Here is a 26,762-nt window from a genome sequence, read left to right as displayed (position 1 = left end):
GGCGGTTCCGGGACGAGCTGTTGAACGAAACCTGTTCACGACGCTCGACGAGGCGCGGCAGAAGATCCAGGACTGGCAGCACGACTACAACCACCGCCGCCCGCATTCCGGCCTCGGGAACATCCCGCCGGTCGAGTTCATGGCAAAGAAGGGGCTGGAAATCCGTGCGGCGTAGCCCCAAAAATCAACCCGTGGATTCTCCGAATGGCCGGAGGAGAGTCGGGGCTCAGGTCATAATCAACAGGCTGTCCCGACCGTCCGCACCCCTCATTGACGCCGCGCCTTGTCCACCCAAATTTCCGATCATGCGCCGTGTCCGTCTTGTCATCCTGTTCGCCTTCGTCCTCGGGTCAGGCGCGCTCTCGGTTCGGGCCTTCACGCCGGTCGTGCCGACGAACCTGCACGTCAGCGGCGACGGCGCCGCACATCTGGCCTCGGCGATCTTCACGCGGCCCGCTTCGCTGCCGCGTGCGCCCCGGGCCGAAGGTGCGGGAATGCAGGTCGTTGCGCTGCGAAGGTGGCAAAATCTCGACGGATTATCCGACCTGCGCGCACTTTGCGGGCTGGCCTGCGACGGCGGGGCGGGCGTGGTCTCCATCGCACACATTTCGCCGCGCGGTCTGACGCGCGTCGTGATCCTCGATCTGTCGGCCTTCGGGGGCGGCGCAGCGCTCGATGCGGGCAGACCGCTCGACCCAGATGTGGCCGATTGTGTCGCGGACGTGGTTCAGTCCGAAATGCCGGGCCCGTCCCGCGGGGTCAGCCGATGCGACCCGCCCGACATCCGCCGCGTCTGGCGTCCGCGCCTGTCATGACGGCGGCCCAAGCCGCGGCGCAGGCCCCAGCGGGATCGCGCCCAGCCGCATCTGACCGCCGCTCAGAACCAGCTCCGCACTGACCCGGCCGTCATCGGCCGCCATCCCCCGAAGTCCCGCACGGATCAGCGGCACCCGCGCCGGCGGCACCACGTCGAGGCTCTCGGCATAGGTCAGGGCCGTCTCCCATCCGCGCAGGTCGAGGGTGAGCGCCCCTTCCGGCACGCCGTCCCGCCCGATCTCCAGCGATCCGGCGAGATTGACGCGCATGTCGCCCCAGACCAGCGCCGCGTCCCGCAGCTCCAGCGCCGTCAGCCCGCGCCCCTCCGGCAGGACCAGCGTCGCATCCACCAAAACGCGCTGCACCGTTGCCGGCAGCACCTCGCCCGGATCGAGCAACGTGTGCAGCATCGCCGACATCTCGATCCCGCCGAACGACGCCGCCAGGTCCCAGCCATCGGGCTGCGCCTCCGCTCGGCGTGTGGCGATCTGCATCGCCGGGATCGTGACGCCGATTGCGCCCGTCGTGACGGTGACGTCCTCGCCCACCAGCGTCGCGCGCTCGGGCTCCGGCGGTATCGACAGAGACAGCGTCGCCGACGCGCGCAGATCGCCCGCATTCACGTCCACCAACCCGAACGGCCCGCGCAGCACCATGGTCGGCGGCGCCACCGCAATGATCTGCTGCGGCCGATAGCTCAGCGCGAAGACCTGCACGAACGGTGCGTCCACCGCAAAGGCCCCGTCGGGCGAGGTCACCGAGGGCGCATCGACATTCGTGTCGAACCGGTTCGGAAAGCCCCGGACCGACAGGTCGGCGTAACCGATATCCCACCCCTCGGCACGCATCTCGGCGATGCCCCTCTCGATCCCGCGCAGCAGCGCCGCACGCCCCGAAAACCACCACGCGGACCACAAGACGGCCGCCAGCAGCGTCACGATGAACAGCAAGCGCGCCATCACGCCCCCTTCCGGTTTGGCTCCACTCCCTTTATCTGCGCGGCGATCCGGACGGAAGGGAGCGCGCATGACCCTCATCACCCATAAGAACGGCGACGACCTGTGGGTGTTCGGCTATGGCTCGCTCGTGTGGAACCCCGGCATCGAGGTGGCCGAGATCCGCCGCGCCACGCTCACGGGCTTCCGGCGCAGCTTCTGCATGTGGTCGATTCACCACCGCGGCTGTGAGGCCGATCCCGGCCTCGTTCTGGCGCTGGAGCCGCATGAGGGCGCGAGCTGCGCGGGCCTTGCGATCCGCGCCGCCGACCCCGAGGCCGCCCTCGTCGCCCTGCGCGAGAGGGAGCTGATCTCCTCGGCCTATTACGAGCAGGAGGTGACGCTGCTCTGCGAGCATGGCGAGAGCCTGCGTTCGCTGGCCTACGTCATCGACGTGGCGCATCAGCAATATGTCCCCGACCTCACCGTCGAGGAGCAGGCCGGCATCATCGCCCGCGCGATCGGCGGACGCGGCCCCAACCACGAATATCTCAGCCGCACGGCCGAAGGGCTGCAGGCGCGCGACATCCCGGATGCCGATCTCGACGCTCTGGTCGCCCGTGTGCAACAGATTCTCGCCACGGCCTGAGCCGAAGGCCGCCATCCTTGCCGGGCCGGGGGGCGATGGCTAGGCTCGGCACCGCATAATAAGGGGGCCGGTTGAGCGGCCCCGAAGAAGCCGAGGCGAAATGGCATCCGAGACAACGCCCCACGAGACGCAATTCTCGCAACCGATCCGACAGATCGTCTACATGCTGACGGTGCTGATCGCCGTGGGTGGCGGCGTGACCGTGGCCTATCCGCGGATCGCGCCGATCTTCACCGCGAATCCATGGCTCAACGGCACGATCATCGGCGTGTTCGTCTTGGGCGTGGTCGCTTGTTTCGCGCAGGTTTTCCAGCTTTTCTCCTCGGTCACCTGGATCGAGAACTTCGCCGAGCGGGGCCGCACGGCCGACCTGTCGCGCCCGCCGGGGATGCTGGCGCCGCTGGCGGCGCTGTTGCGGTCGCGCTCCGCCCGCTCCCAGATTTCCGCCTCCTCCTCGCGCTCGATCCTCGATTCGGTCGGCGCGCGGATGGAGGAGGCGCGCGACATCACGCGCTACATCGTCAACACGCTGATCTTTCTGGGGCTTCTGGGCACGTTCTGGGGCCTCGCCACGACGGTTCCGGCGGTGGTGGACACGATCCGCAGCCTCAATCCCGAGAGTGAGGAGGGCGGCCTCGCCGTGTTCGGCCGTCTCATCGGCGGGCTGGAGGATCAACTCGCCGGGATGGGCACGGCCTTCGCCTCGTCGCTGCTGGGCCTCGCCGGATCGCTGGTGGTCGGCTTGTTGGAGCTGTTCGCGGGCCATGGTCAGAACCGCTTCTACCGCGAGATGGAGGATTGGCTCAGCTCGATCACCCGCGTGGGTCTGGTGGGTGATTCCGGCGAGGAGACGATCGACCAATATTCCCTCGCCGCCGTTCTCGATCACATGAATTACCAGATGGAGACGCTGCAGGACATGTTTGCCAAGGCCGAGGCCGGGCGGCTGGCCTCCGATACGAAGATGGGCGCGCTGGGCGACGCGGTCGCCGTGCTGGCGCGGCGGGCGGAATCCGACGACGCGGTCAGCACCGTGGCCTCCCTCGAACGCGTGGCCGAGGGGCAGGAGCGGATCGTCGAGGTGCTGGCCGGGCAGGGCGGTGCCGATGGCGGGCTCGACGCCGAAAGCCGGATGCGCCTGCGCTCCATCGACGTGCAGCTTCTCAAGGTGTTCGAGGAATTGCAGCAGGGCCGGCAGATCGCGCTCGACGACCTGCGTGGCGATATCGGCGCCCTGACACGGACCCTGCGGCAGCTCAACCGCCAGGTGCAGTCGGCCCAAGGCGGCACCGCGGGCGCCGAGGGCGTCTGAGATGGCCTTCGCGCGCCGCAGCGGGCAGCGCTTCACAGCCAATGTCTGGCCGGGCTTCGTCGATGCGATGACGGCGCTGCTGCTGGTGCTGATGTTCGTGCTGTCGATCTTCATGATCGTCCAGTTCATCCTCTCGGAGACGATCTCGACGCAGGGCGAGGAACTTGATGCTCTCGGGCTGGAAGTGTCGCAACTCGCCGATGCGCTCGGGCTTGAGCGGCGCCGTGCGGAGGACCTGCAGGAGGACGTGGCCGACCTGACCGCGCAGCGCGAGGGGCAGGCCGCGATGATCGCCACGCTCACGGCACAGCGCGAGGGGCTGACGGCACGCGTCGCGGATTTCGAGGAACAGGTGGCCAGCCTGATCGCGGCGCGCGACCGTCTCACCGCCTCGCTGGAGACGGCGGAGGGCGAGCGCAGCGCGCTGGCCGGGCGCCTCGAGACGACCGAGGGAGAGCTTTCGCGCGTGATCGACGAGCGCGAGGCGCTGCAACTCGCGCTGGCTTCCGCGCGCGAGGAGATCGATGCCGAGGCGGAGGCCGCCCGGCTTGCCGCCGCGCAGCGCGAAGCCACCGAGGCGCTTCTGGCCGATCTGCGGTCCGAGGTGGCGGAGCGGGAGGCGACGCTGGCCCAGACGCTCGCCGCGCTGGAGGGCCGGGAGGGCGCGGTCGCGGAGATCGAGACCCGGGTTGCCGAGTTGCAGGATGCGCTGGAGGCCGAGGAGGCCGCCCGGCTGGCCGAATCCGCCGCCGCCGAAGCCCTGCGCGCGCGGCTGGCCGATGTGAACGAGACGCTGGGCGAGGCGGAATCCGCACGGCTGGCCGAGGCCGCCGCCGCCGAGGCCCTGCGCGACCGGCTCGAAAATTCCCAAGCCGAACTGACGGCCCTGTCGCTCTCGCTGGAGGAGCAGCGGCGCGAGGCGGAGGAGACGCTGACCCTGCTCGCCGCCGCCGAAGCCTCCCGCGAGGATCTGACCGACCGTCTGGCTCAGGCCGTGGCCGAGCTTGAGACCGCCGAGACGGGCCGGACCGAAGCCAGCGCCAATCTCGCCGCCGCGCTGGCCTCCCTCGACGAGACCGAGGCCAGCGAGGCCGACCTGCGCGCGCGCGTGGCGGAGCTGGAAACGGAGCTGGAGCTTCGCACCGATGCGAACCAGACGGAGGATGAGCGCCGCGCGGTCCTCGAACGCCGTCTGTCGGCCGCGCTGGCCGCGCGCAACAATGCGCAGGCCGATGCCGAGAACGTGCGCACCGCGCTGACCGCCGCGCTGGCCGCACGGCGGAGCGCCGAGGCGCAGGTCCAGGAGGCGATGAGCGCGGCGGAGCGCGACGCTGTCCTGCTGGCGCAGGCGCGAAGCGAACTGGCCGAGGTGGACGAGGCGCGGCTTACCGCGCGCCGCAACGCCACGGCGCTCAACGCGCAGGTGGCCGAGCTGCGCGCCCAGTTGGGCGGCTTACAGAATCTTCTCGACGAGGCGCAGGCGCGCGACGAGGACGCACAGGTCCAGCTTGAAAACCTTGGCAACCGCTTGAACGCCGCTCTGGCGCAGGTTGCCGCCGAGGAGCGGGCCCGTGCCGAGCGGCTGGCCGCCGAGGCGCAGGATCTCGCGCGCTACCGCTCCGAGTTCTTCGGCCAGCTGCGCAACCTGCTGGGCGGGCGCGAGGGGGTGGAAATCGTCGGCGACCGCTTCGTATTCTCCTCCGAGGTGCTGTTCCCGCGCGGCGAGGTCTCTCTCGAGGCGGAGGGACGCGCCCAGATCGCGCAGGTCGCCGACGTGATCCTCGATGTGGCCGACCAGATTCCCGAAGGGATCGACTGGGTCCTGCGGGTGGACGGGCATACCGACGACATCCCGATCACCGGCGGCCGCTATGCCGACAATTGGGAGTTGAGCCAGGCCCGCGCCCTGTCGGTCGTGCGCTACATGATCGAGGAGCTGGGCGTGCCGCCCGCGCGCCTGGCCGCGACGGGCTTCGGCGAATACCGTCCTGTCACGACGAACGCCACGCCAGAGGGCCGCCAACGCAACCGGCGCATCGAGCTGAAGCTGACGGAGCGGTAATCCTGGCTCCGGTCCGGGATCGCGGAAGCAGAAGGCAGGACCGGTTGCGTAGGGCTGCAGATGCCGCCTTTAGCGCCATATCAGGTTAGATCGTCCGGGCGGACGAAAGCGGCGGCTCGCCCTACCGTCCCGTGCTGCGGCCGAAATCCGGAGCGTCGATATCCTGCCCCGCCTCGATGATCCCGCGGCGGATCGCGCGCGTGCGCGTGAAGTAATCGTGCAGCATCGCCCCGTCGCCGGTCCGGATGGCGCGTTGCAGCGCGAAGAGTTCCTCCGTGAAGCGCCCGAGGATCTCCAGCGTCGCATCCTTGTTGGTCAGGAACACGTCGCGCCACATCACCGGGTCGGAGGCCGCGATGCGGGTGAAATCCCGGAACCCCGCGGCCGAATATTCGATCACCTCGCTGTCGGTCACCCGGCCCAGATCGTCCGCCACGCCGACCATCGTATAGGCGATCAGGTGCGGCGCATGGCTGGTCACCGCGAGGACGAGGTCGTGGTGATCGGGGTCCATCCGGTCCACGCGGGAGCCCATGGCGGTCCACAGGTCCGACAGCCGCGACACCGCATCCGGATCGGTCTCCGCACCGGGCGTCATCAGGCACCAGCGTCGCTCGAACAACTCCGGAAAGCCCGATCGCGGGCCCGAATGTTCCGTCCCGGCCAAGGGATGCGCGGGGACGAAATGAACGCCCGCCGGCAGATGCGGCGCGACCGCCTCGATGACCGCGCGCTTGACCGATCCAACATCCGTGACCGTCGTGCCGGGCGCCAGATGCGGTCCGATCTCGGCGGCCACGTCCTCCATTGCGCCTACCGGCACGCAGAGCACGACGAGATCGGCCCCCGCCACCGCCGCGGCGGCATCCTCCGTCACCCGGTCGCACAGGCCCAGCGCCACCGCCACATCCCGCGTCTCGGCCGAGCGCGCGGTTCCCACGACCTCTCCGACCAGGCCGTCGCGCTTCATCCGCAGGCCCATGGACCCCGCGATCAGGCCCAGCCCGATCAATGCGACACGTTCGTAGATCATGCGCCCCGCCACGCGGTCAGCGCCTTGAGCAGGCGGGTCATGCCGTCCTCCGTGCCCACGGTGATCCGCAGGCAGTTCGGCAGGCCGTAAGCCGGCACGTGCCGCACGATGATCCCCCGCGTCTTGAGGGCCGCGTCGCAATCGAGCGCCTCGTCCTCGTCGGCAAAGCGCGCCAGAACGAAATTCGCCTCGGACGCGTCGCAGGCAATCCCGAGATCGCGCAGCCCCGCCACCAGACGCGCCCGCTGCGCACGGTTGTCGGCGGCGCAGCGCGCGACGAATTCCCGGTCGCGCATCGCCGCCTCGGCCGCCGCCAACGCCACGTTCGACAGGTTGAACGGCCCCCGCAGCCGGTTGAGCACGTCGATCACCGCGCGCGCACCATAGCCCCAGCCCACGCGCAGACCGCCCAGCCCATACATCTTGGAGAAGGTCCGCGTGGCGAACACGTTCTCCCGCGTTGCCGCGAGGCTCAGGCCGCCGTCGAAATCCCCGGCATATTCGGCATAGGCTCCGTCGAGGACCAGGAGGCAGCCATCGGGCAGGCCGTCGGCCAACCGCGTGACCTCCTGGCCGTTCAGCATCGTGCCGGTCGGATTGGCCGGATTGGCCAGATAGACCAGCCGCGTCCGCTCCGTCACGGCGGCAAGCATGGCATCGACATCCACGCGGCGGTCGCGTTCCGGCGCGGCGACGGGCGTGCCGCCGGCGGCGCGCGTCACGATCGGGTAGATCAGGAATCCGTGCGCCGGGTACACGACCTCGTCGCCCGGCCCGACATAGGCCTGCGCCAGAAGGTGCAGGATCTCGTCCGAGCCCACGCCGCAGATGATCCGGTCCGCATCGAGGTCGTGCACCCGGGCGATCGCGTCGCGAAGCGAGGCGTGGTCGGTATTGGGATAGAGATGCATCTCCGACGCGGCTTCGCGCGCGGCCTCCCGCGCGGTGAGGGGGGCACCATGCGGGTTTTCGTTCGACGAAAGCTTGAGCACATTGGCATGCCCCGCAATCTTCGACGCGCCCCCCTGATAGAGCGCGATGTCCAGGATGCCCGGTTGCGGCTTCGGCGCGGCGTTCATCTGCTCTCTCCAAAAAGTCGCGCCTCTCTACGCAGCGGGCGGGACAGGGGCAATCCCGCCCTCCCGTCCGAGACGCATGTCAGGGAGGCGCGGTGACCGTCCGGCGCGTCAGAGAAAGCTCTGCGGGTCGATGTCGATGCTCAGCCGACAGGAGCGCGGGACGTCCACCCCCGCCACCCAGCGCGCGAGCGCCGGCTGGATCGGGGCCTGCCGGGGCGCCTTGACCAGAAGGCGCACGCGGTGGCGGCCGCGGATCCGTGCGATCGGTGCGGGGGCGGGGCCGTAGACCTCGGCCCCGATCTCCTCGAGCGCCTCCGCCCGGCGGGCCAGCGTGTTGCCGAGTTCAAACGCCGTGGCGGCATCGGGATCGGAGATCACGATCCCCGCCATGCGGCCATAGGGCGGCACGCCCGCCGCGCGGCGCTGCGCGGCCTCCTCGCGCAGGAATCCTTCCTCGTCGCCCGCGAGGATCGCGCGGATCACCGGATGCTCCGGCTGGAACGTCTGCAGGAGCGCCTCGCCCGGCACATCCGCCCGGCCCGCCCTGCCGGATACCTGGCGCATGAGCTGGAACGTCCGCTCCGCCGCGCGAAGGTCGGAACCCTGAAGCCCCAGATCGGCGTCAATCACCCCCACCAGCGTCAGGCGCGGGAAATTGTGCCCCTTGGCGACGATCTGCGTGCCCACGATGATGTCGGCGCCGCCCGAGGCGATTTCCTCCACCTTGGCCTTGAGCGCGCGGGCCGAGCCGAAGAGGTCCGACGACAGGATCGCCACGCGCGCCTCGGGAAACAGCGCCGTGACCTCCTCTGCCATCCGCTCCACCCCCGGCCCGACGGCGGCCAGCTTGCCCGCCACGCCACAGGAGGGGCAGGTCTCCGGCATCGGGGCGGTCTCGCCGCATTGATGGCACATGAGGCGCTTGAGGAAACGGTGCTCGACCATCCGCGCGTCACATTGGTGGCAGGCGACCTGTTGGCCGCAGGCCCGGCACAGCGTCACCGGCGCGTAGCCGCGGCGATTGAGGAAGATCAGCGACTGCTCTCCCCGCGCCAGCCGCGCCTGCATGGCGGTGCGCAGGGTGGGCGAAATCCAGCGCCCGCCGGGCACCTCTTCGCCGCGCATGTCCACCGCCGTGAGTCGCGGCAGGACCGCCTCCCCGAACCGCGACGTCAGGTCGAGGCGGCGATACTTGCCCAGTTCGGCATTCGCCCAGCTTTCCAGCGACGGCGTCGCGGAGGCCAGCACGACCTGCGCCCCCTCGCAGGAGGCGCGCAGCACCGCCATGTCGCGCGCGGAGTAAAGCACGCCGTCCTCCTGCTTGTAGGAGGTGTCGTGCTCCTCATCGACGACGATCAGGCCGAGGTCGCGGAACGGCAGGAACAGCGCCGAGCGTGCGCCGACAATCAGGCGCGCCTGCCCGGATGCGGTCTTGGCCCATGTGCGGCGGCGTTCGGCCTGGGTGACGCCGGAATGCCATTCCGCCGGTTTCGCGCCGAAGCGCGCCTCGACACGGGTGAGGAACTCCGCCGACAGCGCGATCTCCGGCAGCAGGACCAGCGCCTGACGCCCCATCCGCAGCGCCTCCGCCACCGCCTCCAGATAGACTTCGGTTTTGCCCGAGCCCGTCACCCCGCGCAGCAGCGTCGTGCCGTAGCCGCCGCCGCGCAGGGCGTCGCGCAGCGCGTCGGCCGCCGTCTCCTGATCGGCGGCGAGCGGATGGCCCGGCCGGTCGGGGTCGAGGGCGGGGAAATCAGCATCGCGCGGCAGGTCCCGCTCCGCGACGGCGCCCGAAGCCACGAGGCCCTTGACCACGCCCGCCGATACGCCGGCGAGATCGGCCAGTTCCGAGGCGGCGAAGAGGTCGTCCGGCCGGTCTCGCAGCACCGCCAGCACCTTGTCGCGCGCCGCCGTCGCCCGGTCCGGCGCGCCTTGCCCCCGCGCATAGACCCGCCGCGTGCCCGGCGCCTCCGCCCCCAGTCCCGGAGAGCGCAGCCCGAGGCGCAGCATCGCGGGCAGGGGGGTCAGCGTATAGGACGCCGCGCGCTCGATGAAGGCGCGGAATGCGTCGGCCATGGGCGGCACGTCGAGAACGCGGCCCACCGGGCGCAGCTTTTCCACCGGCCAGTCGCCTGCCGCATCGCCCCACACCACGCCCAGCACGCGTCGCGGCCCCAGCGGCACCTCGACGAAGGCGCCGTCCTGCACGCCCCCCTCGGGCGCGCGGTAATCGAGCGGCCGGTCGAGCGGCTGGGTCGTCAGGACGGCGACGGGCGCGCCGGGAGGGTGGAGTTTCGCCATCCGCTCCATATCGGGGTTCGGGCGCCCGGGTGCCAGAGGGCGCGGCGGGCGATGCTTGGGATGGTCCTGTCGGTGCGGAATGGCTAGATACCGGCCAAGGGCGAAAGCCGCGAACCAGCAGAGAGGCCATCCATGAAATTCTTCGTAGACACCGCCGATATCGACGCCATCCGCGAGCTTGCCGAACTGGGCATGGTCGATGGCGTGACGACAAACCCGTCGCTGATCCTCAAGTCCGGGCGCGACATCCTGGAGACGACGAAGGAGATCTGCGATCTGGTGGAGGGGCCGGTTTCCGCCGAGGTCGTGGCCATCGAGTTCGACCAGATGCTCAAGGAGGGCAAGCACCTCGCCACGATCGCGCCGAATGTCTGTGTGAAGGTGCCGCTGACCTGGGCGGGTCTGCGGGTGTGCAAGATCCTCTCGCAGGAGGGCACGAAGGTGAACGTCACCCTGTGCTTCTCGGCCAATCAGGCGATTCTCGCGGCCAAGGCGGGCGCGAGCTTCATCTCGCCGTTCATCGGGCGGCTCGACGACATCAACGTCGACGGCATGGACCTGATCCGCGACATCCGCGAGATTTACGACAACTACGATTTCGAGACGGAGATCCTCGCCGCCTCGATCCGGTCGGCCAACCACATGAAGGACGCCGCCCTGATCGGCGCTGACGTGGCCACCGCGCCCCCGAAAGTGATCCACGACATGATCAAGCACCCGCTGACGCAGTCGGGCCTCGACCAGTTCGTCAAGGACGCGAGCGAGGCCAAGATCAAGATCGTCTGAGCGATCCGCGGCGGCGGGCGCCCGTGCCCGCCGCCCCTCTGACCCTTGTGCCACACCTGCGGCCGAAAACCGGCGCGGGGACGGGATTGGGGGATTCCCTTCGCCTCCGGCCATGCTACCCATGCCGCAATCGGCATGAGACCGGAGCAGAGGCAGATGGCAGAAAACACCGCGCTGGTCGCGGCGCAGGATTGGCGTGACCGCGTCCTGAGCGACCCCGACATGATCCTTGAGGACCGCGACCTGATGCGCGCCCTCATTTCCGCCAACGAGCAGCGGATGGGCAGCAACATTGTGGACCTGCGGGGTATCGCGATGTCGCGCCTCGAGGCGCGGCTCGACAAGCTCGAGGACACGCATCGCAGCGTCATCGCGGCGGCCTACGAGAACCTCGCCGGCACGAACCAGATCCACCGCTGCGTCCTCGCGCTGCTGGAGACGCCGGACATGGTGTCGCTGCTCGACACGCTGATCGAGGCGGTGGCCGGGATCGTGCGCGTCGACCGCATCCGCCTCGTGCTGGAGAGCGCCGCGCCCGAGGCGCCGCCGCATTCCGCGATCGTCTCCGTTCCCGAGGGGTTCGTGGCCGATTACGTCAGGCTTGGCCGCGACGTGCCGATGCGGCCCATCACTCTGCGCCAATGCGCGCCGGCCTCCGAGGAGATCTTCGGCGAAGCGGCGGACTGGGTCCGGTCCGAGGCGCTGCTGACGCTTGATCTGGGACCGGACCGGATGCCGGGGATGCTGGTCTTCGGTGCCGAGGATCCGCATCAGTTCCGCGCAAATCAGGGGACGGAGCTTTTGTCCTTCCTCGGCTCGGCCTTCGAGAAGGTGCTGCGCCGGCATCTCGGCTAGCGTGAGCCTCGACCTCTCTCCCGGCGCGCGCGATGCGCTGACCGCTTGGGCGGATCACATGCGCGCGCTGGACGGGGCGTCGGCCAACACGCTGCGGGCCTATGTCGGCGACGTGAGCACGTTTCTCGCCTTCCAGGCCGGGCATCGCGGCGGCCCCATGGGCCTCGGCGAGATCGCGTGCATCGCCGCCTCCGACATGCGCGCGTGGCTGGCAGCGGAGCGGTTGCGGGGGGCTGGCGCGCGGTCGGTCGCGCGGCGGCTCTCCTCGGTCAAGGCGTTCGTCCGGTGGCTCTCCGAGCGGGAGGGGTTCGATCCGACCGCGATCCTGTCCGTCCGCGCCCCGAAGTTCCGCAAGCCGCTTCCCCGCCCGCTGCCGCAGGATGCGGCGCGGGCGGTGCTCGACAACGTGGGGGCGCAGCATCCGACGCCGTGGATCGCGATCCGCGATCTGGCGGTCGTCACGCTGCTTTACGGGTGCGGGCTGCGTATCTCCGAGGGGCTGGGCCTGACGGGGGCAGATGCGCCGCTTGCCGATACGCTGCGGATTCGCGGCAAGGGCGGAAAGGAGCGCTTGGTTCCCGTTCTTCCCGCCGCGCGCGAGGCGGTGGACCGCTACATCGCCGTCTGTCCCTTCGATCTCGACGCCGACGGGCCGCTTTTTCGGGGCGCGCGGGGCGGGGCGCTCAACCCCGGAATGATCGCCGATGTCATGGCGCGGGCACGGATGCAGCTTGGCCTGCCGTCGACCGCCACGCCGCACGCGCTGCGCCATTCCTTCGCCACGCATCTGTTGGAGGCGGGGGGCGATCTGCGCGCGATCCAGGAACTTCTGGGCCATGCCTCCCTGTCGACGACGCAGGCCTATACGGCCGTCGATACGGTGCACCTGATGGACGTCTACACAAAGGCCCACCCGCACGGGAAATGAGCGATTACCCATGGGTAATCGCTGCAAGTCGTTCGTTTCATTGTGGAAAAAATCGGGGTTCGCCGCTCCGACAGCTCACACCGTGTAATTCAGCCCGAGCCGTCCGCCATCCACATAAACCGTCTCACCTGTGACATAACTGGCCTTGTCGGAGGCGAGGAAGGCCACGACATCCCCGATCTCGCGCGCGGTGCCGGCGCGTTTGAGGGGGGTGCGCGACATGGCGCGCTCGAACGCGGCGGGATCGGCATTGACCGCGGCCATCATCTCGGTGTCGATCGAGCCCGGCCCGACCGCATTGACCCGGATGTTATGCGGCGCGAGGGCCAGCGACGCGACTTTGGTCAGCTGCATCACGCCGCCCTTGGACGCGCAGTAGCCCGCAATGGCGGGAATCGCGACCTGCGCGTTGATGGAGGACATGTTGACAACTGCGCCCTCGATCTTCTGCGCGACCATGGTGCGTGCGGCGCGTTGGGTGGCGAGGAAGACGCCCACGAGGTTGATGTCGAGCACCTTGCGGAAATCGGCCTCCGACATTTCCAGGAAATCGGCCGCGATGGCGATGCCAGCATTGTTGACGAGGGTATGGACGGGGCCATGCTCAGCCTCCACGCGATCAAACAGCGCCGCGATCTGCGCCGGATCGCCCATGTCGCAGACATAGCCCGCGCCGCCCAGTCGCTCTGCCGCCTTGTGGACATCCTCCTTGATGTCGACCAGCACGATCTTGCAACCGTCTTCGGCCAGCGCTTCGGCGCAGGCCAGACCGATCCCCTGAGCGCCACCCGTAATAAGTGCGATGCGTTCCATGAGCGTCCTCCTTTTGACGCGATGCTTGAACCCCGAAGCGAGGCGCGTCAACGTGAGGGAATGAAGACAGCCGAACCGATGATGACCGAGGCACGCGTCCGGATCGAGGAATGGGACGTGAGCTGCCCCATGCGCTGTGGCGGAGGCCGTGGCGGTCGATATCCGAGGCTTGCGCGAGCGGGTGAAGGGGGCAATTCCGGCTCCGTCCATGCGCCCCGCAGGATGCTGGAGTTTCGTCGGGATCCGGCCTCACCCTGTCAGGGCGAAGTCTTTGCCGGACCCGGGCCCATACGTGCTGCATTGCGCGGTGGTGTGGCGGTCGGCGCTTCCCGCCGCGACGGTGGCCAATGTTGGTTCGAGGTCGTGCATCTCGATGGCAGGATGGAGGCCAGGTGACGGCGGGCAAGGCTACCGTCCCGTTGGCGCGGCGGCTGGCTGCAGAGACCGATTCGGTCTTGATAACATGGCAACTGAAACAGCCGATCGCCGTGGATGTAACTTCGTAGGAATTTTACGTCGCGTTGCTGCGTCGCGACTCGGGCGAAGCGATGTGTGCGTGAATCTTCACAGTGCCGCGCACCGAGTGGAGGCACCTTGAATGTGCGCGTTCGACATTAGGCGTCGGCATCGAGGAAATGCGCCGACTGCCATAGCTCTTGTTGGACGGTTGCTGCCATGACGGAAGCCGGTGAGATCAGAAAATTTTGCCGGAGATCTCTATGGTGAAGAGCGTAATCCAGTAAAATCGATCCAGTAAAAAGCCCCGCCGCATTTCTGCGGCAGGGCCAGTCGTCGTGTTGGATCAGTCCGCCGTCAGGAGTGGTGGCTTGCGGTTCGAGAGTGCGGGAGCGCCCGGTTTCTCGATCCGCAGGTCGAGAGCACCCGCCTTCACGCCGACCTTGACGACGCCGCCCTTGGCAAGTTTGCCAAAGAGCAGTTCCTCCGCCAGAGGCTTTTTGATATGTTCCTGTATCACACGAGCCAGTGGCCGCGCACCCATCTTGTCGTCGTAACCCCGCTCCGCGATCCATTCGGCCGCGGCCTTGGTGAGTTCGATCGTCACACCGCGGTCCAGAAGTTGCGCCTCTAGCTGGAGGACGAACTTCTCGACCACCTGCAGGATCGTGTCCTTCGGCAGCGGCGCGAAGCTGATGACCGCGTCGAGGCGATTGCGGAACTCCGGCGTGAACGTCCGCTCGATCGCGGCCGTGTCCTCGCCTTCGCGCCGTTCGCGACCGAAGCCTAGCGGTGCACGCGCCGCATCGGACGCGCCCGCATTCGACGTCATGATCAGGACGACGTTGCGGAAATCCACCGCCCGGCCGTTATGGTCGGTCAGCTTGCCGTGATCCATCACCTGCAGCAGGATGTTGAACACGTCCGGGTGGGCCTTCTCGATCTCGTCGAGCAGCAGCACGCAATGCGGATGCTGGTCCACGCCATCGGTCAGCATGCCGCCTTGATCGAAGCCGACATAGCCCGGAGGCGCACCGATCAGGCGCGAGACGGCGTGCTTCTCCATATATTCCGACATGTCGAAGCGCAGCATCTCGACGCCGAGCGTATCGGCGAGCTGCTTGGCGACCTCGGTTTTGCCGACACCCGTGGGGCCCGCGAACAGGTAGTTGCCGATCGGCTTCTCGGGCTCGCGCAGACCCGCCCGGGCCAGCTTGATGGCCGAGGACAGCGCGACGATGGCGGGATCCTGCCCGAAGACCACGCGCTTGAGCGAACCCTCCAGATCGCGCAGCACCTCCGCATCGTCCTTGGAGACGTTCTTCGGCGGAATTCGGGCGATCTTGGCGACGACGGCCTCGATCTCCTTGGTGCCGATGGTCTTGCGGCGCTTCGATTCGGCGACCAGCGCCTGCGCGGCACCCGCCTCGTCAATCACGTCGATCGCCTTGTCGGGCAGCTTGCGGTCGTTGATGTAGCGCGCCGAAAGCTCCACGGCCGTCTTGATGGCGTCGGCGGTGTACTTGATCGCGTGGTGATCCTCGAAATAGGTCTTCACACCCTTGAGGATCTTGACCGTGTCCTCGACCGACGGCTCGTTGACGTCGATCTTCTGGAACCGGCGGCTGAGCGCGCGATCCTTCTCGAAGTGCTGACGGAACTCCTTGTAGGTGGTCGATCCCATGGTCCGCAGCTTGCCGCCGGCGAGCGCCGGCTTCAGCAGGTTGGACGCGTCCATCGCGCCACCCGATGTTGCGCCGGCGCCGATCACCGTGTGGATCTCGTCGATGAAGAGTACGGCGTCCGGATGCTCCTCAAGCTCCGTGACGACGGCCTTGAGCCGCTCCTCGAAGTCACCGCGATAGCGCGTGCCCGCGAGCAGCGCGCCCATGTCGAGCGAGTAGATCGTGGCACCCGACAACACGGCCGGCACATCGCCCTGAACGATCTTGCGGGCAAGACCCTCGGCGATGGCGGTCTTGCCGACGCCGGGATCGCCGACCAGCAGCGGGTTGTTCTTGCGGCGGCGGCACAGGACCTGAATCGCACGCTCCACCTCAAGCTCGCGTCCGATCAGCGGGTCGATATCGCCCTTGGCCGACTTGCGGTTGAGGTCGACGGTGTACTTGGCCAGTGCCGATTCCCGGTTCTCGGACGGGTTCGGTCCGGCCCCGGCTTCGGATTCGAAGCCCTCCCCTTCCTCCTGCGCACCCTGCACGGGCCGGGGCTCGCCGAATTCGGGATCCTTGGCGACACCGTGGGCGATGAAGTTCACCGCGTCGTAGCGGGTCATGTCCTGCTCCTGCAGGAAATAGGCCGCGTTCGACTCGCGCTCGGCGAAGATCGCGACGAGGACATTGGCGCCCGTCACCTCGGTACGGCCGGAGGATTGCACGTGAATGGCGGCACGCTGGATGACGCGCTGGAAGGCCGCTGTGGGCACGGCTTCGGACCCCTCCACCTCGGTGACGAGGGTGGAAAGATCGTCCTCGATGAACTCCTCCACCGTCTGGCGCAGTTCGTTGAGGTCGACGCCGCAGGCCTGCATCACGCGGGCCGCATCGGGCTCGTCGATCAGCACCAGCAGCAGATGCTCCAGCGTGGCGAGTTCGTGGCGTCGGGCATTCGCCTGCGCCAGAGCGCCGTGGATCGCCTGTTCGAGGGTATTCGAGAACGAAGGCATGGTGTTCTCCTTGGACCTGCCGGCGGTTTCACGGGATCGTGCACCGCGTTTTATTAAGTTTTGGTTGTCGCGTGTTCCGCTTCAACCCTTTTCTCCACCATCCCACCGAAGCGTGACCTGGTGTCGACCCGGAAACGGCGTCTCCGCCGCATCAGAAGGCATCTCGTGCGCGACGCGTTGCCGCGAAGGTCGCCACATCCGATTGTCCGGTCGTATCCGTCGCGGCCTTGAGTTCGGGGGCATGGGCGCGAAGGAACGGGTTGGTGTTTCGCTCGATGGCCATCGTGGACGGAACGGAAGGCTCACCCTCCGCACGGCGCCGTTCCACTTCGGCCTCCCTAGAAATAAGGGCCGCCCGGTCGGGTTCAAGAGAGCGGGCAAAGCGGAGATTCGTCAACGTATATTCGTGCCCCGACGCGACGAGCGTGTCGTCGGGCAGGTCGGCGAACTGGGCGAGGCTTTCGTGCATCTGCTCCGGTGTTCCCTCGAAGAGGCGACCGCAGCCGGCGGACATCAGGCTGTCGCCCGTGAAGGCCACGCCGTCGAAAAGGAACCCGATATGCCCGTTCGTATGGCCGGACACGTCGATGACGCGGCCTTCGGCCTCGCCCACGCGGACCGTGTCGCCGGGGGCGAGCGCCTCGTCGAGGGGCGGCAGGCGGTGCGCGTCGGCCGCGGCGCCCAGAACCCGCGCGCCGGTCGCCTCGACCAGTTCGGCCACGCCCTGGACGTGGTCGTCGTGGTGATGCGTCAGGAGGATGTCCGTCAGCCGCCAACCCCGCTCCGCCAGCGCGCGCTGGATCGGCCCGGCTTCGGGGACGTCGACGACCGCGACGGCGTCTCCGCTCCGGAACAGATAGGCGTAATTGTCCGACAGGCAGGGGACGGTGACGAGGCTGTCGACGACGGGGGATCGAGAGGTCATGGCATTCTCCGCTTTGGCCGTTAGCATGGCACCGATCCGCTCCGGGGCAATGGCCAATGCATCTCGACGTCCACGATCTGCGCCACTTCTATTACCGTACCCGCCTTGGGCGCACGGCACAGAGGGCGGTGCGCAACCGGTTGCTGGCGATGTGGCCCGAGGCCAAGGGGCAGACGGTGGCAGGCTTCGGTTTCGCGGTGCCGCTTCTGCGTCCTTATCTCGCGGATGCGCGCCGGGTGATCGGGCTGATGCCCGCGCCGCAGGGCGTCATGCACTGGCCTGCGGGAATGGAGAATGTCAGCGTTCTGGCCGAGGAGACGCTCTGGCCGCTGGATACGGGCGTGGTGGACAAGCTCGTCCTTCTGCACGGGTTCGAGACGTCGGAGAACCCGACCGCGGTCTTGGAGGAATGTTCGCGCGTTCTTGGGCCTGGCGGGCGGGCGGTGTTCATCGTGCCCAACCGCTCCGGCTTGTGGGCGCGGCGTGACCGGACGCCGTTCGGCTTCGGGCGGCCCTATTCGCTGGGCCAGCTCGAGGCGCAGGTGAAGCGGGCCGGATTGGTGCCGGAGCGGCATGGCGCGGCGCTCTTTTCGCCGCCATCGACGCACAAGTTCTGGCTGCGCGCAAGCGGCCTGCTGGAGCGGCTGGGTCAGCGCCTGTCGCGGTCGGGCGGTGGCGGCGTGATTTTGCTCGAAGTGTCCAAGAAGGTGCCCGCCCGTCCGCCCGCGGGCCTCGCCGAGCGGGTCCGCCGGCCGCTGCGCGTGCTCGAGGGTGTTCCGGAGCCGGTGGCGGGGCGGAACGGCTGGATCGAAGACCGGATCGGCAGGCAGCCGGAGCGGGGATTCCGCACCTGAAGTTCTGATGTCCGGCACTCGCGCCCATCGGAGGCGGCGTTGGAACAACGCGCCCCGGCGGATCGTTTCCGACCCTGAAGACCTGCAAATACGAATAGGAAACGAAATGACCGACGCAGTCAAAGCCCTCAAGGACCTGCACACCACCCTCGTCGACAGCCGCGACGGCTACCATGAAAGCCATCAGCGCGCCGATGAGGGCGACATCAAGGCCATGCTCATCGATCTGGAGCGCGAGCGGGCGATGTTCGCCGCGGATCTGCGTACCGCGCTTTCGGCGCATGGCGAGGATCTGGAGGAGGACGGGTCCATTCTCGCCTCGGCGCACCGCGTCTTCACCAACCTGAAGGATCGCGTGACCGGCGCAGGCGACGATGCCATTCTCGAAGAGATCGCACGCGGCGAGAAGCACCTTCTCGACAAGTACGACACCGCGATCGAGGCGGCGTCGGGTGCTGATTCCGCGATGCTGCAATCGCAGCGTACGGCGGTGCAGGCCGCGATCACGAAGGTCGAGGCACGCAAGGCCGCCTGACTTTTCGTGCTGTCCTGGCCGCCACTTGGCGGCAAAAGGCCGCGGCTCCTGCCGGGATCGCGGCCTTTGGATGTTTATCAGGTAACGGTCGAGAGGGTCCCTGCGGCGGTTGCAGGGTCCGAACCCCTCTGCTAGAGGGTGCGCGATTTTGTGATCGGGTCCCTCCGGACCATGATCTGAGGGGGATTCGTGCGGGCTGTCCGGACGATCCAAGAGACTGTCGAAAGGGTGGACGTGTCCGAACCAGCTTCGATTTCGACCGGGATTGCCACGCGCTATGCGCTGGCGGTCTTCGATTTGAGCCGGGATGCCGGCGATCTGGAAAAGCTGGAGGCGGATGTTTCCGCGCTCGACGAGGCCTTGAAGGTGTCGCCCGAGTTGCGTGACGTCCTCGTGTCTCCGGTCGTCACGCGGGCCGACCAAGGCCGTGCGCTCGCCGCGATCGCCGAAAAGATGGCGCTCGGCAGTGTGTTGACGAATACGCTCCAGTTGATGGCGTCCAAGCGGCGGCTGTTTGTGGTGCCGAACATGATCGCCGTTCTCAAGGACATGATTTCCGAGGAGAAGGGCGAGGTGACCGCGAAGGTTCGCACCGCGACGTCCCTGACCGAGGCGCAGTCCAAGGATCTTGCCGCTTCGCTCACGAAGGCGACCGGCCGCGACGTCAAGCTCGACGTGACCGTGGATGACGCCCTGATCGGCGGACTCGTGGTCAGGGTCGGCTCCCAGATGATCGATACCAGCATTCGCGCGAAGCTCGACGCGCTCCAGAACACGATGAAAGAGGTCCGGTAATGGCGATCCAGGCGGCTGAGATTTCGGCGATCCTGAAGGATCAGATCAAGAACTTCGGTCAGGAGGCCGAGGTGGCCGAGGTGGGCCACGTGCTGAGCGTCGGTGACGGCATCGCGCGGGTCTACGGTCTCGACAACGTCAAGGCCGGCGAGATGGTCGAGTTCCCGGGCGGCATCCAGGGCATGGCCCTCAACCTCGAGAGCGACAATGTCGGCGTCGTGGTCTTCGGTCCCGACGGGGGCATCAAGGAAGGCGATCTCGTCAAGCGCACGAACTCCATCGTGGACGTGCCCGCGGGCAACGGTCTTCTGGGCCGTGTGGTCGACGCGCTGGGCAACCCGCTCGACGGCAAGGGGCCGATCGATGCGGCGGAGCGGCGTGTGGCCGACGTGAAGGCGCCGGGCATCATCCCGCGCAAATCCGTGCACGAGCCGATGGCGACCGGTCTCAAGGCCGTCGACGCCATGATCCCGATCGGGCGTGGCCAGCGCGAACTGATCATCGGCGACCGTCAGACCGGCAAGACCGCCGTGGCGCTCGACGCGATCCTCAACCAGAAGAGCTACAACGACGCCGCCGGCGACGATGAGTCGAAGAAGCTCTACTGCATCTACGTCGCCGTCGGGCAGAAGCGGTCCACCGTGGCCCAGCTTGTGAAGCGGCTGGAGCAGACCGGCGCCATCGACTATTCCATCGTCGTGGCCGCCACCGCCTCGGACCCGGCGCCGATGCAGTTCCTCGCGCCCTACGCCGCGACCGCCATGGCGGAATATTTCCGCGACAACGGCCGTCACGCGCTGATCGTCTATGACGACCTGTCCAAGCAGGCCGTGGCCTACCGCCAGATGTCGCTGCTGCTGCGCCGTCCGCCCGGGCGCGAAGCCTATCCGGGCGACGTGTTCTACCTCCACTCGCGCCTGCTTGAGCGGTCGGCGAAGCTCAACGAGGATAACGGCGCCGGGTCGCTGACGGCGCTGCCGATCATCGAAACGCAGGGCGGCGACGTCTCCGCGTTCATTCCGACAAACGTGATCTCGATCACCGACGGCCAGATCTTCCTTGAGACGGAACTGTTCTACCAGGGCATCCGTCCCGCCGTGAACACCGGTCTGTCGGTGTCGCGGGTGGGATCTTCGGCGCAGACGAACGCGATGAAATCCGTCGCGGGTCCGGTGAAGCTGTCGCTTGCGCAGTACCGCGAGATGGCTGCCTTTGCGCAGTTCGGCTCCGACCTCGACGCGTCGACGCAGCGCCTTCTGAACCGCGGCGCGCGTCTGACCGAGCTGATGAAGCAGCCGCAATATTCGCCGCTGACCAACGCCGAGATCGTCTGCGTCATCTATGCCGGCACGAACGGCTATCTCGACAAGGTGGCCATCCGCGACGTCGGCCGCTGGGAAGAGGGTCTGCTCCGCCATCTGCGTGGCCCGGCGAAGGATGTGCTGGACTTCATCACCGAGAAAGATCCCAAGGTGAAGGGCGAAGCCGAGGAGAAGATCAAAGCGGCGATCGACGATTACGCCAAGAGCTTCGGCTGAGGGGGTCACATGCCGAACCTCAAGGATCTCAAGAACCGGATCGCGTCGGTCAAATCGACCCGCAAGATCACCAAGGCGATGCAGATGGTCGCCGCGGCCAAGTTGCGTCGGGCTCAGGACGCGGCCGAGGCCGCGCGCCCCTACACGGAGCGGTTCAACGCCGTGGTCGGTGCGCTGGCCGCGTCGGTCGAGGGGAGTGAAAGCGCGCCTCGCCTTCTGGCGGGGACGGGGGCGGACAAGACGCATCTGCTGGTCGTGATGACCGCGGAGCGCGGCCTCTGCGGCGGGTTCAACGCGAACATCGCCAAGCTCGCGAAGGCCCATGCGGATCGTCTGCGTGGAGACGGCAAGACGGTGAAGGTCATCACCGTCGGCAAGAAGGGCCGGGAGTCGATGAAGCGGAATTATTCCGATCTCTTCATCGATCATATCGACCTGTCGGGCGTGAAGCGTCTGGGCTATGGCGATGCGGCCGCGATCGCGGCCGACGTGCTGAAGCGGTTCGATGCGGGTGAGTTCGACGTGGCGACGATCTTCTTCGCCAAGTTCAACTCGGTCATCTCGCAGGACCCGACCGCACAGCAGATCGTGCCCGCCAAGTTCGACGCGCCGGAGGAAGGCGGGTCCACGCTCTATGACTATGAGCCGGGCGAGGAAGAGATCCTGGCCGACCTGCTGCCTCGGGGCGTGGCCACGCAGATCTTCGCGGCCCTGCTGGAGAACGCGGCCTCGGAACAGGGCGCGCGCATGTCGGCGATGGACAACGCTACGCGCAATGCGGGCGACATGATCGACAAGCTGACGATCGAGTACAACCGCTCCCGCCAGGCCGTCATCACGAACGAGCTGATCGAGATCATTTCGGGCGCCGAGGCGCTCTGACCAACGCGGGCGCCCGCGCGCCCTGAAACCGGAGAGACACGACATGGCCAATACCGGCAAAATCACACAGGTCATCGGCGCCGTCGTGGACGTGCGCTTCGAAGGCGACCTGCCCGAGATTCTCAACGCGCTCACGACCGACAATTCGGGCAACCGCCTTGTCCTCGAGGTGGCGCAGCATCTGGGCGAGAACACCGTCCGCACCATCGCCATGGATTCGACCGAAGGTCTCGTCCGCGGTCAGGAGGTGACCGATACCGGCAAGCCGATCTCGGTTCCCGTGGGCGATGCGACGCTCGGCCGGATCATGAACGTCGTCGGCGATCCGGTGGACGAGAAGGGTCCGATCAACGCCGAGGAATATCGCTCGATCCACAACGAAGCGCCCGATTTCGCGGCTCAGGCGACGACGTCCGAGATCCTCGTCACCGGGATCAAGGTCATCGACTTGCTGGCCCCCTACGCCAAGGGCGGCAAGATCGGCCTGTTCGGCGGTGCCGGCGTGGGCAAGACGGTTCTGATTCAGGAACTGATCAACAACATCGCCAAGGTGCACTCGGGCTACTCGGTCTTCGCCGGCGTGGGCGAGCGGACGCGCGAGGGCAACGACCTCTACTACGAATTCATCGAGTCCGGCGTCATCAACGCCGACGACCTGACGAAGTCCAAGGTGGCGCTGGTCTACGGCCAGATGAACGAGCCGCCGGGTGCGCGGATGCGCGTCGCGCTGTCGGGCCTGACCATGGCCGAGCAGTTCCGCGATGCGTCCGGTACCGACGTTCTGTTCTTCGTCGACAACATCTTCCGCTTCACGCAGGCGGGCTCCGAGGTTTCGGCGCTTCTGGGCCGCATCCCCTCGGCGGTTGGCTACCAGCCGACGCTGGCCACCGACATGGGCGCCATGCAGGAGCGGATCACGTCGACCACGCGCGGCTCGATCACCTCGGTGCAGGCGATCTATGTGCCCGCGGACGACCTGACCGACCCCGCGCCGGCCACGTCCTTCGCCCACCTCGACGCCACGACCGTTCTGTCGCGCGCGATCTCGGAGCTGGGCATCTATCCGGCGGTGGATCCGCTCGACTCGACGTCGCGTCTGCTCGACCCGGCCGTCATCGGCGAGGAGCATTACCAGGTCGCCCGTGACGTGCAGGGCGTGCTGCAGCGCTACAAGTCGCTGCAGGACATCATCGCGATCCTCGGGATGGACGAGCTTTCCGAAGAGGACAAGCTGACCGTCGCCCGGGCCCGCAAGATCCAGCGGTTCCTGTCGCAGCCCTTCGACGTGGCAGAGGTCTTCACCGGCTCGCCCGGCGTTCAGGTCTCGCTGGAGGACACGATCTCGTCGTTCAAGGCCGTCGTCGAGGGGGAATACGATCACCTGCCCGAAGGCGCGTTCTACATGGTCGGCGGGATCGACGACGTGAAGGCGAAAGCCGAGAAAATGGCGGCCGAGGCAGCCTGATGCGGTTCGAACTCGTCTCCCCCGAGCGGCGGCTTGCATCGGTTGACGATGCGCGGGCCGTCCGCATCCCCGGCGCGGACGGGGATCTCACCGCGATGGCCGACCACGCGCCGGCCGTCACCTCGCTTCGCCCCGGGATCCTCGTTGTCGAGACCGCCTTGGGCGAAGAGAGTTACGCCATCACGGGCGGCTTTGCCGAGATTGGTGCCGACGTCACCGTTCTGGCCGAGCGTGCGATCGCGACGTCGGAGATGACGCAGGAGGTTTTCGACGACTGGGTCGCCGAGGCGCATCTTGCCCATGAGGAGGCGCGCGGCCGGACAGGCGAAGAAGCCGACGGCGCACTCGATTCCGCAGCCAAGCTTCTCTCAGACATGGTAGCGATCGGCGGGCATATCGGCTTGGATCCGAAGCAGCCGAACCTCTGATCCATCTTGCACTGGCGAAGGAAGGTCCCGGAAATTTTCCGGGGCCTTCTTATTTTGTACGCCTTGCTCCTCAATCCTTTTGGAACGGACGGGCGGTCACAGGAGCACATGTGAAAAACCCTGTTTCCTGTTTGGCGTCCGGTAGGTCGGGCGCTTGGTGCCTACAGATGGGTCCGCGAAGAACGCTTAGCGCTTAGCCTTCGTCATGCGCAGAAGGGCGATCCCGAGCTTCAGTTGGAGTGGTTGCGCGACAGCTTCACCGAAAGGGTTGTGCGACATGACCAACGGGATTGGAGCGCGTCAGCGGGCGCGGATGGATTCCGCTGGAGGTCAATTCTCCTCGACAGGCGGGCGCGGGTGTTCGGTCGCCGTGAAAAGAAGAACAGAGGAGAGCTTCCCAAGATCACGAGTCTTATTTACGACTCGGCGATTGGCCAATCCGGCTAGGAGCGGTTGAAGACGAAAGCGAAGTGTTCACATCGCGAGGTTCGCTTCCATATGATCCAATGCCTAAACATAGCTTTTGCAGGAACGCGAAATTTCTGTTTCGAGCGCTTGAGAGGCTCGATTCCGCAGGCTTCAATGCTCTGCCGCTCCGGTGAGTTCAGGGGGACTTCGATTGTTGTTATTCCTGCGGCGATGAGGGCTTTGCAGGCGGGGAGGGCTTCGTTGGGGGGGATGCCGCGCAGGATGGCGATCAGGGGGCGGGGTGCGGGGGTCATGGCAGGTCCTTTGCGGTCTTGAGGCCGGCGAGTGTCATCTCGGCGGCGGAAAGGATGCGCGGGGCGAGGCCGACGGAGCGCAGTGCGGCGGCATAGGCCTGCGACAGGGCCGGGGCGCCAGTCACGATCACGTCGCGGCCCAGCCACCAGGGCTTCGTCGCCGCAAGCTCCGCCCCGATCAGAAGGCCCGACAGGCGGCTGCGCCCGATCGCCGGGTCCTGCTCCTCCAGAAGGTCGGCGGCCCGGATCTCGAAGAGCCGCGCGCTCAGCGCCTCGGGCCGGGCGAGCGCGTCGGAGACGGCCTCGAGGAAGGCGGCCTCCTGCCAGTCGTTGCCGCCCAGCGAATGGCGCAGGACCGAAGACCGCGACAGCAGACCGAAGATCTCGCCCGTCATCGCCGTGCGGAAGCTGACCACCTCGCCGGCGGAGACATGCGCCCATTTGGCATGCGTCCCCGGCAGGCAGGCCACGCCGTCGAATTCCGGCACCTCGCGCAGGATCCCGGCGATCTGCGTCTCCTCTCCGCGCATCACGTCGGGATGCGGCGCGCGCTGGCTGAGGCCCGGCACGATGCGGACCGACAGGCGCGGATCGGCGGACCGCGCCACCGTCAGCGGCGCCGCGACGGGCGGGCAGGGGACCGCGCGATACGGCGCCTCGGCCCAGCCCTGCCGCGCACCGGCCATGCCGCAGACGACGATTTCGGTCGGCCCGTCGATCCAGTCGCCCGCGAGGTCGAGGAGGCGCGGCTCGAACGCCTCCGGCGAAAGGCCGTTCATGCCGTCGCCGCTTTCGCGCGTCTCGCCCGCCCGCGCGCCGTCCATCCGCGTCGCGCGGAGCGTGGTGGTGCCCCAGTCGACCGCGATCCAGCCGCTCATCCCGTGACCACCACGCCGCCATCGACCACCACCGCCTGTCCGGTCATCATCCGCGACGCATCGGAGGCGAGGAACAGGGTGGGGCCGACCATGTCCTCGGGCTTGAGGTGGTCCTTGAGGCATTGCCGGTCGAGATGCGCGGCGAGGTCCTCGGGCGTGGCCCACATGTCGAGCTGCTTCTGCGTCAGCACCCAGCCCGGCGCGAGCGCGTTCACCCGGATGCCGTCGGGTCCGAACTCCCGCGCGAGCGACCGCGTCATCGCGGTGATCGCCCCGTTCGCGGCCGTGTAGATCGCGTAGCCCGCATTCCCCATCATGTAGGAGATCGAGGAGAAGTTGACGATATGGCCCCCGTCGGCCGCCTTCATGCCCCGGATCGCGTGTTGACAGGCAGGCTACACGACACAGCCGTTTTTTGGGGTGGCCGAGACCGGCAAGAGAGATTCTTCTGGTGGACTCGACCTCGCCAAAGGAACGGTCCCTTGAATATCCGTGCTCTCGCCGATCTCCAGAAAACGCTAACTCCGCATGTGCCGTTGGGCAAGTCACGGCTCGAGACGCTCTGCATGATCCTGCTTGGCATGATCAGCGCCCGAACGGTGAACCTGACGCATATCGCGAGCGAGCGGCCAAGTCGCGCCATGGTTGCATCGACCTATCGCCGTCTGCAACGCTTCTTCCAACACGTGTGCCTGCCCGAGGATTGGAGCGTGGGCATCGTGATCTCGCTGCTCGGCAACCCTCGCCCTTGGCATCTGTGTCTTGACCGCACCAACTGGAAGATCGGCAAGACCGACGTTAACGTCCTCGTGTTGGCCGTCATCACGGCCAGGTTCCGTGTCCCGTTGATGTGGACCATGCTCCCGCATTCCGGCAACAGCACGACCGCTCAGCGCATCGCGCTGATGAAGCGGTATCTCGCGTATTTCGACGCCTCAACCGTTCGGATGCTGCTGGCGGATCGCGAGTTCATCGGTCAGGAATGGTTCACTTTTCTCGTCGAGCAGGAGATCCCCTTCGCGATCCGCATGA

The 26,762-nt window shown here is 67.4% G+C and carries 25 protein-coding genes and 2 pseudogenes; 17 read left to right on the top strand and 10 right to left on the bottom strand.

What is annotated here, in order from left to right; all coding sequences use genetic code 11:
* The first annotated feature begins 31 nt into the window (after window positions 1-31).
* Together JSE7799_RS22270 and JSE7799_RS05980 are read left to right on the top strand one after the other, a co-directional pair.
* On the top strand, window positions 32-175 hold the full coding sequence (locus tag JSE7799_RS22270; RefSeq protein WP_370736646.1) for an integrase core domain-containing protein: 144 nt from the start codon (window positions 32-34) through the stop codon (window positions 173-175).
* 130 nt (window positions 176-305) lie between these two features.
* Window positions 306-815, top strand: coding sequence for a hypothetical protein (locus JSE7799_RS05980; RefSeq protein ID WP_055662813.1), 510 nt, complete (start codon window positions 306-308; stop codon window positions 813-815).
* On the opposite strand, the gene JSE7799_RS05975 is transcribed toward JSE7799_RS05980, so the two are convergent.
* Complete coding sequence (locus JSE7799_RS05975) at window positions 810-1,775, bottom strand: DUF2125 domain-containing protein (RefSeq protein ID WP_055662812.1); 966 nt, start codon at window positions 1,773-1,775, stop codon at window positions 810-812. The genes JSE7799_RS05980 and JSE7799_RS05975 overlap by 6 nt on opposite strands.
* Before the next feature lie 67 nt (window positions 1,776-1,842).
* Between JSE7799_RS05975 and JSE7799_RS05970 the strand changes: the two genes are divergently transcribed.
* The 3 genes from JSE7799_RS05970 to JSE7799_RS05960 all read left to right on the top strand — a co-directional run bounded on the left by JSE7799_RS05970 (window position 1,843) and on the right by JSE7799_RS05960 (window position 5,774).
* A complete protein-coding gene (locus tag JSE7799_RS05970; protein ID WP_055662811.1) occupies window positions 1,843-2,400 on the top strand; it encodes a gamma-glutamylcyclotransferase in 558 nt (185 codons plus the stop codon).
* Between the two features lie 100 nt (window positions 2,401-2,500).
* Complete coding sequence (locus tag JSE7799_RS05965; RefSeq protein WP_055662810.1) at window positions 2,501-3,712, top strand: hypothetical protein; 1,212 nt, start codon at window positions 2,501-2,503, stop codon at window positions 3,710-3,712.
* Window position 3,713: 1 nt separating this feature from the next.
* The gene (locus JSE7799_RS05960; RefSeq protein ID WP_055662809.1) at window positions 3,714-5,774 is read left to right on the top strand and encodes a peptidoglycan -binding protein; all 2,061 of its coding nucleotides are present in this window, start codon (window positions 3,714-3,716) and stop codon (window positions 5,772-5,774) included.
* A 121-nt stretch (window positions 5,775-5,895) separates the two neighbouring features.
* Here the strand turns inward: JSE7799_RS05960 and JSE7799_RS05955 are convergent, their stop codons facing one another.
* The 3 genes from JSE7799_RS05955 to JSE7799_RS05945 all read right to left on the bottom strand — a co-directional run bounded on the left by JSE7799_RS05955 (window position 5,896) and on the right by JSE7799_RS05945 (window position 10,187).
* Window positions 5,896-6,807, bottom strand: coding sequence for a prephenate/arogenate dehydrogenase family protein (locus JSE7799_RS05955; protein ID WP_055662816.1), 912 nt, complete (start codon window positions 6,805-6,807; stop codon window positions 5,896-5,898).
* Window positions 6,804-7,886 carry a histidinol-phosphate transaminase gene (gene hisC / locus JSE7799_RS05950; protein ID WP_055662808.1) on the bottom strand — a complete coding sequence of 361 codons (1,083 nt, stop codon included), beginning with the start codon at window positions 7,884-7,886 and terminating at the stop codon, window positions 6,804-6,806. The genes JSE7799_RS05955 and hisC overlap by 4 nt, the downstream gene beginning before the upstream one ends.
* Before the next feature lie 108 nt (window positions 7,887-7,994).
* The gene (locus JSE7799_RS05945) at window positions 7,995-10,187 is read right to left on the bottom strand and encodes a primosomal protein N' (RefSeq protein ID WP_055662815.1); all 2,193 of its coding nucleotides are present in this window, start codon (window positions 10,185-10,187) and stop codon (window positions 7,995-7,997) included.
* Window positions 10,188-10,319: 132 nt separating this feature from the next.
* On the opposite strand from JSE7799_RS05945, the gene fsa reads away from it, so the two are divergent.
* From fsa to JSE7799_RS05930, 3 genes are all read left to right on the top strand, one after another.
* The gene (fsa, locus tag JSE7799_RS05940; RefSeq protein ID WP_055662807.1) at window positions 10,320-10,973 is read left to right on the top strand and encodes a fructose-6-phosphate aldolase; all 654 of its coding nucleotides are present in this window, start codon (window positions 10,320-10,322) and stop codon (window positions 10,971-10,973) included.
* A 156-nt stretch (window positions 10,974-11,129) separates the two neighbouring features.
* Window positions 11,130-11,828: a DUF484 family protein gene (locus tag JSE7799_RS05935; protein WP_055662806.1), complete on the top strand. Its 699-nt coding sequence runs from the start codon at window positions 11,130-11,132 to the stop codon at window positions 11,826-11,828.
* A 1-nt stretch (window position 11,829) separates the two neighbouring features.
* A complete protein-coding gene (locus JSE7799_RS05930; RefSeq protein WP_055662805.1) occupies window positions 11,830-12,756 on the top strand; it encodes a tyrosine recombinase XerC in 927 nt (308 codons plus the stop codon).
* A gap of 75 nt (window positions 12,757-12,831) precedes the next feature.
* On the opposite strand, the gene JSE7799_RS05925 is transcribed toward JSE7799_RS05930, so the two are convergent.
* The gene (locus tag JSE7799_RS05925) at window positions 12,832-13,569 is read right to left on the bottom strand and encodes an SDR family NAD(P)-dependent oxidoreductase (protein WP_055662804.1); all 738 of its coding nucleotides are present in this window, start codon (window positions 13,567-13,569) and stop codon (window positions 12,832-12,834) included.
* Window positions 13,570-13,629: 60 nt separating this feature from the next.
* Here JSE7799_RS05925 and JSE7799_RS21280 point away from each other — a divergent pair, with 60 nt between their 5' ends.
* Entirely contained in the window at window positions 13,630-13,965 is a 336-nt protein-coding gene (locus JSE7799_RS21280; protein WP_222101715.1) for a rhodanese-like domain-containing protein, read from the top strand.
* A 406-nt stretch (window positions 13,966-14,371) separates the two neighbouring features.
* Here JSE7799_RS21280 and clpA read toward each other — a convergent pair whose 3' ends face one another.
* On the bottom strand, window positions 14,372-16,708 hold the full coding sequence (gene clpA, locus JSE7799_RS05920; RefSeq protein WP_055662803.1) for an ATP-dependent Clp protease ATP-binding subunit ClpA: 2,337 nt from the start codon (window positions 16,706-16,708) through the stop codon (window positions 14,372-14,374).
* A 151-nt stretch (window positions 16,709-16,859) separates the two neighbouring features.
* Window positions 16,860-17,633 (bottom strand): hydroxyacylglutathione hydrolase, encoded by a 774-nt coding sequence (gene gloB, locus JSE7799_RS05915; protein WP_055662814.1) that lies wholly within the window; start codon window positions 17,631-17,633, stop codon window positions 16,860-16,862.
* 56 nt (window positions 17,634-17,689) lie between these two features.
* Here gloB and JSE7799_RS05910 point away from each other — a divergent pair, with 56 nt between their 5' ends.
* The 7 genes from JSE7799_RS05910 to JSE7799_RS05880 all read left to right on the top strand — a co-directional run bounded on the left by JSE7799_RS05910 (window position 17,690) and on the right by JSE7799_RS05880 (window position 24,130).
* Window positions 17,690-18,487 (top strand): class I SAM-dependent methyltransferase, encoded by a 798-nt coding sequence (locus JSE7799_RS05910; RefSeq protein WP_055662802.1) that lies wholly within the window; start codon window positions 17,690-17,692, stop codon window positions 18,485-18,487.
* A gap of 106 nt (window positions 18,488-18,593) precedes the next feature.
* A complete protein-coding gene (locus tag JSE7799_RS05905) occupies window positions 18,594-19,022 on the top strand; it encodes a ferritin-like domain-containing protein (RefSeq protein WP_055662801.1) in 429 nt (142 codons plus the stop codon).
* 234 nt (window positions 19,023-19,256) lie between these two features.
* Window positions 19,257-19,817 carry a F0F1 ATP synthase subunit delta gene (locus JSE7799_RS05900; RefSeq protein WP_306455397.1) on the top strand — a complete coding sequence of 187 codons (561 nt, stop codon included), beginning with the start codon at window positions 19,257-19,259 and terminating at the stop codon, window positions 19,815-19,817.
* Window positions 19,817-21,355, top strand: a complete 1,539-nt coding sequence (atpA, locus tag JSE7799_RS05895; RefSeq protein ID WP_055662799.1) for a F0F1 ATP synthase subunit alpha — start codon at window positions 19,817-19,819, stop codon at window positions 21,353-21,355. The genes JSE7799_RS05900 and atpA overlap by 1 nt, the downstream gene beginning before the upstream one ends.
* Before the next feature lie 9 nt (window positions 21,356-21,364).
* On the top strand, window positions 21,365-22,237 hold the full coding sequence (locus JSE7799_RS05890; RefSeq protein ID WP_055662798.1) for a F0F1 ATP synthase subunit gamma: 873 nt from the start codon (window positions 21,365-21,367) through the stop codon (window positions 22,235-22,237).
* Between the two features lie 43 nt (window positions 22,238-22,280).
* Window positions 22,281-23,702 carry a F0F1 ATP synthase subunit beta gene (gene atpD / locus JSE7799_RS05885; RefSeq protein WP_055662797.1) on the top strand — a complete coding sequence of 474 codons (1,422 nt, stop codon included), beginning with the start codon at window positions 22,281-22,283 and terminating at the stop codon, window positions 23,700-23,702.
* On the top strand, window positions 23,702-24,130 hold the full coding sequence (locus tag JSE7799_RS05880; protein WP_055662796.1) for a F0F1 ATP synthase subunit epsilon: 429 nt from the start codon (window positions 23,702-23,704) through the stop codon (window positions 24,128-24,130). Before atpD ends, JSE7799_RS05880 begins: the two co-directional genes overlap by 1 nt.
* A gap of 593 nt (window positions 24,131-24,723) precedes the next feature.
* Here JSE7799_RS05880 and JSE7799_RS21960 read toward each other — a convergent pair.
* The 3 genes and pseudogenes from JSE7799_RS21960 to JSE7799_RS05865 form a co-directional block, all read right to left on the bottom strand.
* Window positions 24,724-24,852 (bottom strand): annotated as a pseudogene (locus JSE7799_RS21960) (2-dehydro-3-deoxy-6-phosphogalactonate aldolase); the annotation flags it as partial.
* The gene (locus JSE7799_RS05870; protein ID WP_055662794.1) at window positions 24,849-25,730 is read right to left on the bottom strand and encodes a 2-dehydro-3-deoxygalactonokinase; all 882 of its coding nucleotides are present in this window, start codon (window positions 25,728-25,730) and stop codon (window positions 24,849-24,851) included. The pseudogene JSE7799_RS21960 and the gene JSE7799_RS05870, both read right to left, overlap by 4 nt.
* A pseudogene (locus JSE7799_RS05865) lies at window positions 25,727-26,122 on the bottom strand (SDR family NAD(P)-dependent oxidoreductase); the annotation flags it as partial. The gene JSE7799_RS05870 and the pseudogene JSE7799_RS05865, both read right to left, overlap by 4 nt.
* A 90-nt stretch (window positions 26,123-26,212) precedes the next feature.
* Here JSE7799_RS05865 and JSE7799_RS05860 point away from each other — a divergent pair.
* A partial coding sequence (locus tag JSE7799_RS05860) for a transposase family protein (protein WP_503089880.1) occupies window positions 26,213-26,762 on the top strand: 550 nt, incomplete at its 3' end.

It is taken from the genome of Jannaschia seosinensis (assembly GCF_001408515.1).
Taxonomy (GTDB): domain Bacteria; phylum Pseudomonadota; class Alphaproteobacteria; order Rhodobacterales; family Rhodobacteraceae; genus Jannaschia; species Jannaschia seosinensis.
The sequence above is the reverse complement of the archived record's forward strand: the minus strand, read 5'-3'. Positions and strand labels throughout refer to the sequence as shown.